Origin of the sequence: Streptomyces sp. NPDC050211 (genome assembly GCF_040656035.1) — a bacterium.
GTDB lineage: Bacteria > Actinomycetota > Actinomycetes > Streptomycetales > Streptomycetaceae > Streptomyces.
In genome coordinates, this window is the sequence record NZ_JBFALC010000183.1 from 1 (window position 1) to 1,168 (window position 1,168).

1 pseudogene is annotated in these 1,168 nt (G+C 77.1%); it reads right to left on the bottom strand.

Annotation, left to right across the window (positions count from 1 at the left end):
* Positions 1-1,168 (bottom strand): annotated as a pseudogene (locus AB0I98_RS49880) (SMC family ATPase); the annotation flags it as partial.

Genomic DNA, 1,168 nt, shown 5'->3' on the forward strand with positions numbered 1-1,168 from the left:
GCCGCTTCGAGGTCGGCGGGCGGCTGCTGGGCGGCGGCCGCGGTGTCGGCCTCGGCGAGGACCGAGCGGACGGCGGCCTCCTCGGACTGCCAGGCGTCCAGCCGCCGTTGCAGCTCGCGGTGGGCCGCGTCGTCGAGCAGGGCGGACGCCGCGGCCTGCGGGGTGTCGAACCCGGCGCGGAAGGCGGACTCGGCGAGCCGGCCGTCCGCGGCCTTGAGCCGCTCGGCGCTCTCGTCGGCGGCCCGCGCGGCGTCGGCGGCGTCGGAGAGCAGGGCGACCTGCTGCTCCAGCTGCGCCGACCGCGCGGCCACGCTCGCCGAGGCGCCCCGGGCCTGCGCCAACTCCTCCTCCAGCGCGGCCTTCTCCAGCTCCAGGCGCTCCCGGTGGCCCACCCGCGACGCGGCTCGTACGGCCGCCTCCTGCCGTACGGCGGTGCGCCGCTCGCGCTCCTGCTCGGCCCGGCGCAGCTCCTCGTGCCCGGAGTGCAGCCCGGCGGCATCCCGGCGCGCTTGCTCGTAGAGCCGCTCCAACCCCTCCGCCTCTTGGGCGAGTTGGTCCGTAGGTGCGTCTCCGGCCTCCGCGGTGGCGGCGGCCAGGGCTTCCCGTACGAGGCCGAGGCGCCGCTCGTCCTGGGCGCGCTGTTCGTCGGCGCGCTGGTAGGCGGCGAGTGCGCGCTCCTCCGCCTCCCGGTCGACGTGCCCGGCGATCTTCCGTGCGGGAGCGGGGTGTTCGGTGGCTCCGCAGACGGCGCAGGGCTCGCCGTCGGTGAGGTGCGCGGCGAGTTCGGCGGCGATGCCGTTCAGGCGCTGTTCCTTGAGGTCCAGCCAGTGGGCGCGGGCCTCGACCGCACGCTCGGCCGAGGCGAGCGCCTGCTGCTGCGCAGCTTCGGTGTCGCCCGCGAACTGGTCCCGCTGCCGGGCCGCCCCGAGCCGCCGCTGGGCGGGTTCGCGCTGTACGGCGAGCTGCTCGGCCCGCGTCGCGGCCTGCTGGGCGGTGTCGATGCGGGCCTGGAGCGCGGCACGGTTCGCCTCCCACTCGGCGAGCCAGGCCTCCGCCTCCTGGAGGACGTCCTCATCGACGCGCTCCTGACGGTCCAAGCGAGCCCGCTCGTCGACGAGTTCGGTCAGCCGGTGTTCAGCGCGACGGGCCGACTCCAGGCCGCCCAGCT